An 8157-nucleotide genomic window follows, 5' to 3' on the forward strand; every position below is an offset into this window, starting at 1 on the left:
CGTGAAGCCGGGCAAGGCGCCGGGCGCCTTCGCGCATCCGACCGTGACGACCGTGCACCCCTACGTGATGCTGAACTACCTCGGCAAACCGCGCGACGTGATGACGCTGGCGCATGAGCTGGGCCACGGCGTCCATCAGGTGCTGGCTGCAAAGCAGGGCGAGATGCTGGCCAACACGCCGCTGACGCTGGCCGAGACGGCCTCGGTCTTCGGCGAGATGCTGACCTTCCGCAAGCTGCTGGCTGCCGCAAAGACCAAGGAGGAGCGCAAGACGCTTCTGGCCGGCAAGGTCGAGGACATGATCAACACGGTCGTGCGCCAGATCGCCTTCTACGATTTCGAGTGCAAGCTGCATGCAGCCCGCGCCGAAGGGGAACTGACGCCCGAGGATATCAACGCGCTGTGGATGTCGGTGCAGGGCGAGAGCCTCGGCCCGGCATTCGAGTTCATGGAAGGTTACGAGACCTTCTGGTCCTACATCCCGCACTTCGTCCACTCGCCCTTCTACGTCTATGCCTACGCTTTCGGCGACGGTCTGGTGAACGCGCTATACGCCGCCTACGGGGCCGCGCCCGAGGGCTTCCAGGACAAGTATTTCGCGATGCTGGAAGCGGGCGGCTCGATGCACCACAAGGAACTGCTCGCGCCCTTCGGCCTCGACGCGTCCGACCCGGCCTTCTGGGACAAGGGCCTGTCGATGATCGAAGGCTTCATCGACGAGCTGGAGGCGATGGAGGAGTAATCCTCCCGCCCCGTTCTGAAAACGAAAAAACGCCGCGCGAGGTTCTCAACGCGCGGCGTTTCCGTGACCGGCTCCCCACAAGCACTGTCAACTCCGACCGGAACCTTTACCCCTGAAGGCCCCGATCAGATTAGCATTTCTTCGACCTCGAACCGGGTCAGCCGCGGCGCGGCGAGCGGGCCGAACTCGCGCAGCTTGTCCATCTGCGGAAACAGCGCGAGAAACAGCTCGGCCATCCGCGGGTCGATCATCCGCTCGAACCCTTCGCCGGGATGGAAGCTCTCGACCTCCATGCCGCCGACCTTGAGCGAGCCATGCTGCTCGAGCACCAGATGATAGGCGGAGACCGGCGAGATCGGCGTGACCTCGATGACGCTCACCCCATCGACGAAGGCCGCGATCGGCGCATAGGCCGCCTCGATGCCCAGACGCCCGCGCAGCCGGGCATCGCGCAGGCAAATCCGCGCATGCGGACCCAGCACCAGATCCTGCGACGGGCGGCCGTGTCCGAAGGCTTCGGCGGTCACGCGGATCATCCGCGCGGCCACGTCCTTCGCCGCCGGGAACATCGTCATCGAGCCTTTCCAGGTGATGGTCTCGACGCGCTCGTCGGCGGTCAGAACCCGCATCCCGGGCACCAGATCTTCAACCGAGACCGGACCTTCCTCGGTCGCGATCACGGCACCGCGCGCCAAGGCGGAGAACGCTTCCTCGAACAGCGGAATCGCCGGGGCGACGCGGGAGGTTTCTTCGATGAAGCCGTTCGCCTCCAGCCACCACGCGGCATAGCGGCGGGTCATCGCGGAAGCGCGCAGGGCGCGTTTCGGCGCATTCGGACTCGCACGCAAAGGGCGCGGCAGAGGCGGTTCGGTTTCGGTGGGACGTAGCGCGGCAGCTGCCGTCCGGTGGGGTAGATTCATGCGATAGGCCTTTCGGTCTTCTCACGGCTGCATCGGCCCCCACCGGTTGCAGAGAGACGCTCACAACATGGCTAAAACGTGCGAGGCCGTCAAATTATTGACGCGATTGTCTCGCGATCGCCGAGCAGTCAGCCCCTGCCCTAACGGCACGTTTCCCGACCGCGCACAAACGGCCACAGTCTCACCACATTCAAAGCGAATCACCCGCCCCCAGAGACACTGGAGACGGGTGATGAAAATGGCCGGGCGTGGCAGCGCCCGGCCAGGTCTCGCATTGCGATCAGCATGACCAATTACGATCGCCGCGCGAGAAGGGAGGTCACTGTGCTGCGCTGACCTGGCGCGGAGCGGACGCCACAGGACGGCCGGTCTGCGAAGAAGGGCGCGCCTTGCGGGCCCAGGGCATCCGCGTGTCGCAGTCGCGAGCGGAGGCCACGGCGGCTTTCATCCAGCGGCGGGTCGGTTGAGTTTTGTTCATATCTTTGTCCCCTCGTCACGAGATCGTTTTCGATCCGGTTCGGGACTGTTCTGCCCACGCAATGGGGCCAGCATGGGGCGGGAGTTGGATTTTTTCGAGCAAGGAAACGAAGGAATGCGGCAGGGTCGATTGTTTCAGCGACCCTGTCGGCCCCGCGCAGCGCGCAGCGCGCCGCCCGCGCACCCGGATCAGAGCCGGATCGCCGAGAGCAGACGCCCGTAATCGGCCTCGCCCGCATGGGTCGTGCGGCGATAGGAATAGAAGCGCTCGGGTTCCTGATAGGTGCAGCGGCGCATCCATTCCGCCTCGCCGACGCCTGCCTCGCGCAGCCTGTGCAGCGAGAAGCTAGGCAGGTCGAAATGCGGCTTTCCCGAGGGCCCGGGCGAGAAGAACCGGCTGTAGTCCATGTCCTCCATCAGGAACTGCTCCATGAAGTCTTCGCCGACCTCGTAGGAATGGACCGAGATGCACGGCCCGATCACCGCGGTGATGTTCTCGCGATGCGCGCCCAAACGCTCCATCGCGTCGAGCGTGTTCTCCAGCACCCCCTCCATCGCGCCGCGCCAGCCCGCATGGGCTGCGCCGATAACGCCCGCTTTCGGGTCGGAGAACAGGACCGGCTGGCAATCGGCGGTCAGGATCGAGATCGCGATGCCCGGCACCTTGGTCACGGCCGCATCGGCGCGCGGCGGCGGATCGGTGATCTCCTCGATCACCGCGACATCGGGCGAATGCACCTGATTGACGCCTTGCAGCGCGTTCAGCTCCACGCCCATCGCATCGGCGGCACGGGCACGATTGGTGCGCACCGCCTCGCTTTGATCCGACGAGCCGGGACCGCAGTTGAGCCCTGCGAAAATACCCGAGGAGGCCCCGCCCTTGCGTGTGAAGAACCCGTGCTTCACGGTTCCCAAGGCGGGTGAGGTCAGAATTTCGAGCATCGTCGACATCGCGTTCCTCAATAGCTCAGACGGTCTTCGGATCGAACCCCGGCGGCAGCGGCGCAGCAGGTGCGACGAGGGCCAGAGCTTGGAACAGGTGACCCATTTCCTCGGGGTGGGTCAAGCGGCGATGCGCGGCGATATGGGTCTCGCGCGCGGCTCCCGATAACGCCTGCGCGAGGCGCTGCGCCCGTGCCGTGATGCCGAGCCGCTCCAGCAGAACGCCCTGCGCAGTCATCCCCGAGACGGCGGCCCCCGCGTCTTGTGCGGCCTGCGCCAGAGGCTCGAAATCGACATGGGCGGTCAGGTCCGCCTCGCCGGGCTCCGCAAACGGATCGACGGGCTCATGGCCCTTGAGCGCCTGAAACGTGTCGCCCTTGGAATGCCAGTTGCCATAGTCGATCAGCAGCGCCGCGCCGCCTTGGTTTGCAATCCGCGCCGCTAGCGTCTCGGTGAAGTTCACCGCGGCTGCGCAGGTCTCGACCACATCGCCCGGCACGGTGTCGGCCATGCGCGGCTCCAACGCCTCGAGACGCGACGGCGGCGCGAGGCCGGGCGTCAGCGTGCCGTCGTCGGACAGCCCCACCTGCCGCTCGGCCCAGCCGTCGCCGTCCCGCTGGAACTGCCGGATCGGCAACGCGTCGAGAAACTCGTTCGCGACGAGGAACAGCGGCCCCTCGGGCAGGCCGTCGATGGTCTCGTGCCACGTGACGTGATGCGGCGCGAGCGTCTCGCGCTGGATTTCGCGCAAGGTGGGCGAGGCCTCGATCAGATGGACCTGCGCGGCCTCCACCATCCCCGGCACCGCCTTCATCGCGCGCAGCATATCGGCCATCAGCGTGCCACGCCCCGGCCCGGCCTCGGCCAGCACGAAGGGCGCGGGCCGACCCTGATCGAGCCACGCCTGCGCCAGACACAGCCCCAGCATCTCGCCGAACATCTGGGAAATCTCCGGCGCCGTAATGAAATCGCCTGCGCGCCCGAACGGATCGCGGGTCGCGTAATAGCCATGCTCGGGATGCAGCAGGCAGGCGCTCATATAGCGGTCGAGCCGCATCGGCCCCTCCGCCGCGATCTGCGCGGCAAGGATGTCGTCCAGCGGGGTCACGAGGCTTTCGGCGCCCGAAGCGCGCGGATCACGAAATACAGCCCCACCGCGATCATCGGCAGCGACAGCACCTGCCCCATCGTCAGACCCCAGCCATCGGTGAAGCGGATCACGTGGCCATAGGGATTGCCGAGGGTCACGAATTGCGGATCACCCTGCCGGAACAGCTCGACGAATGCGCGCGCGGCGCCATAGCCCATCAGGAACACGCCGAGGCTCAGGCCCGGGCGCTTCAGCGAGCGACCGAACCACACCATGCTCCAGAGGATCAGGCCCAGCAGCAGCCCTTCTAGCCCCGCCTCATAGAGCTGCGAGGGATGGCGCGCGCAGGTACCGTCCACCTGCCCCGCGATCCCGAGACAGGTCTGCGCCAGCTCACCGGGGAAGATCACGCCCCACGGCACGTCCGTGGGCCGCCCCCAGAGCTCGGGCTTGATGAAGTTCGCGATCCGCCCGAGGAACAATCCGATCGGCGCGACCAGCGCCATCGCATCGGCCAGTTGCAGCTTGGGCACGTTATGCCGTCGCGCGAACCACCACCCTGCGAGCAGCGTGCCCAGAAAGCCCCCGTGGAAGGACATGCCACCCTGCCAGACCTTCACGATATCGAGCGGGTGGGCCAGATACCACGCGGGCTCATAGAACAGGATGAAGCCAAGCCGCCCGCCCAGCACCACGCCGATGATCACCGCCGTCAGCAGGTCCTCGACCTTGCCCGGCTTCATCGGCGCGCGGTTCTGAGGCCAGAGCGTATCGCGCTTCATCAGCGCCACGATGATCTGCCAGCCCGCGATCAGCCCCGCGATATAGGCCAGCGCATACCAGCGGATCGGCAGGCCGAGACCGGGGATCGTGATGGCCACCGGATCGAAATCGGGGAAGGGAATGGCGAGAGGCAGCAAGGCGGTCTCCTGTCAGAAATCGCCGCGAGAAAGCCCTGCGCAGGCCGGGAAGTCAACCTTGCCAGCGGGACCGCCGGGGCCCATATAGACAGAGAAGCAGAAATTGACCGCAAGGGGATGCCGATGCAGCCGCCCAACAAGATGTTCGACGAAATGTCCAAGCTGATGACCAACGCGATGGGCGTGGCCCAAGGCGCGAAGGACGAGGCCGAGACGGCGATGAAAAGCTGGATGGACCGCTGGCTGGCCGACCGCGACCTCGTGACCCGCGAGGAGTTCGACGCGGTTCGGGCGATGGCGCAGAAAGCGCGCGAGGAGAACGAGGCGCTGAAAGCCCGCATCGAGGCGCTCGAAGGCAAATCCGAGAGCTGAATTCTTCGCGATGGAATTTGAAAACGCCCGGTCCGAATGGCCGGGCGTTTTTCGTTGGGGACCCGTTCGAGGGCGACCAGCCCCCGGGCCGCGCCCACCCAAGGCTCGGGCGCGTCCCTCTGTCAGACTTCCAGACACATCACCACAAACCAAAATGCCCGCGCCGAGGCGCGGGCAGATTGAAACTCCGTCGAAAACCCCGCGGACTTACTCGCCCTCTGCCTTGTCATAGGCGTCGATGATCTTCGCGACCATCGGGTGACGCACCACGTCTTTCGCGGTGAAGTAGTTGAAGCTGATCCCCTCGACATGGCCGAGGATACGCTCTGCATCCTGCAGCCCCGAGGGCATCCCGCGCGGCAGGTCCACCTGAGACCGGTCGCCGGTGATCACCATCCGCGAGCCCTGGCCCAGACGGGTCAGGAACATCTTCATCTGCATAGTCGAGGCGTTCTGCGCCTCATCGAGCACCACGAAGGCGTTCGACAGCGTGCGACCGCGCATGAAGGCCAGCGGCGCGATCTCGATCCGCTTCTCCTCCAGCAGCTTCGCGAGCTGCTTGGCCGGCAGGAAGTCGTTCAGCGCGTCATAGAGCGGCTGCATATAGGGATCGACCTTGTCCTTCATGTCGCCGGGCAAGAAGCCCAGACGTTCGCCCGCCTCGACGGCCGGACGCGACAGGATGATCTTGTCGACATGACCGCCGATCAGCATGGTCACACCCACGGCCACGGCGAGATAGGTCTTGCCGGTGCCCGCAGGCCCGATCCCGAAGGCCAGTTCGTGCTCGAAGAGATGCTTCACATAGGCCTTCTGCGCCTCGGTGCGCGGCTCGACCTGCTTCTTGCGGGTGCGGATCTCGAACTTGCCCGCCTCGAACATCTCGAGCTGCTCGTCGACCGTGGTCCCGGTGCCGCCCAGATCGGCCATGCGCAGCGCCGCATCGACCTCTTCGGCGTCGATCGGCTTATTCTGCTCCAAGCGTTGATACAGCTGATGCAGCACGGCGGCGGCCTGCGACTGCGCTTCGGGCTCGCCCACCACGGCCAGTTGGTTGCCACGCCGCAGGATGTGAACCTGCAGTTTGTGCTCTATCTGGGCCAGATTGCGGTCGAATTCACCGCAAAGATCGATCAGCAGCCGGTTGTTGGGGAACTCAAGAAGCGTCTCGTGAGCATCCTGAGAGCGAGGCGGGGGTGTGATCGCGCTGAAGCCCAAATACAGAGTCTCCTTAGCTGGTTTGGTAAAGATATGGTGCCTGCCTCGGGGGATTCACGCAAGCACTGGTTTCCCGCCCTCCTAGGCGCGGCAGCAAATTTCATCAAACTGAAACCAAAAAACGCAGGCGCGGTTCCGCTTGGCGGCATTGCCTATTTATTAGGCAAATTCGGTTTCGCAAGGGGATGCGCGACGATACGCTGACCGAGGATGCCACCTCTTCGCCGCGCCGCGTCATGACTCCCGAATCGCTGGCTGTGAAAAAGGACCTTCGGGGCTCAGAAACAGGCTGCAAAAGCCAAAGGCCCCACAACCCTAGCGCGAGCACTGTCGCAACAATCGGAACACCCGCTGTCTTTTTCGGCTATTGTTCTCACAAACCCGGCAAATATCGACAATCTCTCGCCAATTTAGGTTTATTCAGGGCAAACTGCACCCTGACGGCGCTCGGGTCGGAGGGATCTTGAGCGCCGCATGTTATTCCGCTGCCCGATCAGGAGAGTCTCGAGAGATGAAGACCATTGCAATCACCGCCGCCGCGTTGCTCACCGGTATGGCGTTCGCTGGCGCCACACAGGCCGGTACGAGCTGCTACACCGGCCCGGTCGGGCGCGATCACGTCAACAACCAGACCGTCTGCGGACCGACCCGCAAGCAACAGATTCATATCGACTGCTTCCGCGGCCCGTGGCGCGAGACGATCTGGGATCACCCGCAGGGCAGCTTCGTCGATGATCTGGTGGCCTTCGGTTACGATTACGGCGATGCGAACGGCCTCGCGACTCAGATCTGCAAGAACGAGAGCCTCGTGGGCAATCCCGAAGGTCTGCGTAGAGAGCTTCTGAAAGCGATCGCGAACGACCCGCCCGGCCCGAACTGATCGGTCAGGACTACCTAATCAAAAGGGCCGCGGATCACGCGGCCCTTTTCATTTGAGACGTCAACGCGACGAGAACTCAGATCAACTCGCCCGCCAGCGAATTCGGCGCCGTGCCGGTGATCCGCACCTTCGCCAGAACGCCGGGGCCAAGCCCCTCGCCCGAGACATGGACCGCCTGCAGGTAGTCGGACTTACCGACCCACTGGCCGTCCAGCCGCCCGGGCTTCTCGAAGAGCACGTTCACTTCGCGCCCGATCATGCTCTCCTGACAGGCCCGCTGTTGCGAGGTCAAAAGCGCCTGAAGCTCTTGCAGCCGCGCATCGGCGACCTCGGCCGGTACCGCGCCTTTCGCGCCAGCCGCGGGCGTGCCCGGGCGCGGCGAGTATTTGAACGAATAGGCCATCCCGTAATTGACCTCGCGGATCAGCGCCATCGTGTCCTCGAAATCCTGATCGGTCTCGCCGGGGAAGCCCACGATGAAATCGCCCGAGATCACGATGTCGGGGCGCGCGGCGCGGATGCGCTCGATCAGGCGGGTATAGCTCTCCGCCGTATGCTTGCGGTTCATCGCCTTGAGGATCTTGTCCGAGCCCGAT

9 protein-coding genes are annotated in these 8157 nt (G+C 64.8%); 3 read left to right on the forward strand and 6 right to left on the reverse strand.

The annotated features are described in order from the left end of the window. On the forward strand, nucleotides 1-742 hold a 742-nt coding region (locus tag B3D39_RS03075; RefSeq protein WP_286789365.1), incomplete at its 5' end, for a M3 family oligoendopeptidase. Between the two features lie 125 nt (nucleotides 743-867). Here the strand turns inward: B3D39_RS03075 and B3D39_RS03080 are convergent. From B3D39_RS03080 to lgt, 4 genes are all read right to left on the reverse strand, one after another. Then, nucleotides 868-1542, reverse strand: a complete 675-nt coding sequence (locus B3D39_RS03080; RefSeq protein ID WP_168174748.1) for a Hint domain-containing protein — start codon at nucleotides 1540-1542, stop codon at nucleotides 868-870. Nucleotides 1543-2328: 786 nt separating this feature from the next. Next, complete coding sequence (gene pgeF / locus B3D39_RS03085) at nucleotides 2329-3081, reverse strand: peptidoglycan editing factor PgeF (protein ID WP_078520602.1); 753 nt, start codon at nucleotides 3079-3081, stop codon at nucleotides 2329-2331. Between the two features lie 25 nt (nucleotides 3082-3106). Beyond that, the gene (locus tag B3D39_RS03090) at nucleotides 3107-4189 is read right to left on the reverse strand and encodes a class I SAM-dependent methyltransferase (RefSeq protein WP_274962671.1); all 1083 of its coding nucleotides are present in this window, start codon (nucleotides 4187-4189) and stop codon (nucleotides 3107-3109) included. Beyond that, on the reverse strand, nucleotides 4186-5091 hold the full coding sequence (lgt, locus tag B3D39_RS03095) for a prolipoprotein diacylglyceryl transferase (RefSeq protein ID WP_338113639.1): 906 nt from the start codon (nucleotides 5089-5091) through the stop codon (nucleotides 4186-4188). The genes B3D39_RS03090 and lgt overlap by 4 nt, the downstream gene beginning before the upstream one ends. A gap of 123 nt (nucleotides 5092-5214) precedes the next feature. On the opposite strand from lgt, the gene B3D39_RS03100 reads away from it, so the two are divergent. Further along, nucleotides 5215-5463, forward strand: coding sequence for an accessory factor UbiK family protein (locus B3D39_RS03100; RefSeq protein WP_078520603.1), 249 nt, complete (start codon nucleotides 5215-5217; stop codon nucleotides 5461-5463). A 207-nt stretch (nucleotides 5464-5670) separates the two neighbouring features. On the opposite strand, the gene B3D39_RS03105 is transcribed toward B3D39_RS03100, so the two are convergent. Continuing rightward, nucleotides 5671-6681, reverse strand: coding sequence for a PhoH family protein (locus B3D39_RS03105; RefSeq protein ID WP_078548700.1), 1011 nt, complete (start codon nucleotides 6679-6681; stop codon nucleotides 5671-5673). A 511-nt stretch (nucleotides 6682-7192) separates the two neighbouring features. Between B3D39_RS03105 and B3D39_RS03110 the strand changes: the two genes are divergently transcribed. Continuing rightward, the gene (locus B3D39_RS03110) at nucleotides 7193-7561 is read left to right on the forward strand and encodes a hypothetical protein (protein WP_274962670.1); all 369 of its coding nucleotides are present in this window, start codon (nucleotides 7193-7195) and stop codon (nucleotides 7559-7561) included. A 76-nt stretch (nucleotides 7562-7637) separates the two neighbouring features. Here the strand turns inward: B3D39_RS03110 and B3D39_RS03115 are convergent. Beyond that, a partial coding sequence (locus tag B3D39_RS03115) for a radical SAM protein (protein ID WP_286789366.1) occupies nucleotides 7638-8157 on the reverse strand: 520 nt, incomplete at its 5' end.

The sequence above is a fragment of the Thioclava sp. UBA3469 genome (assembly GCF_002378135.1).
In the GTDB taxonomy this organism is placed as follows: Bacteria; Pseudomonadota; Alphaproteobacteria; order Rhodobacterales; family Rhodobacteraceae; genus Thioclava; species Thioclava sediminum.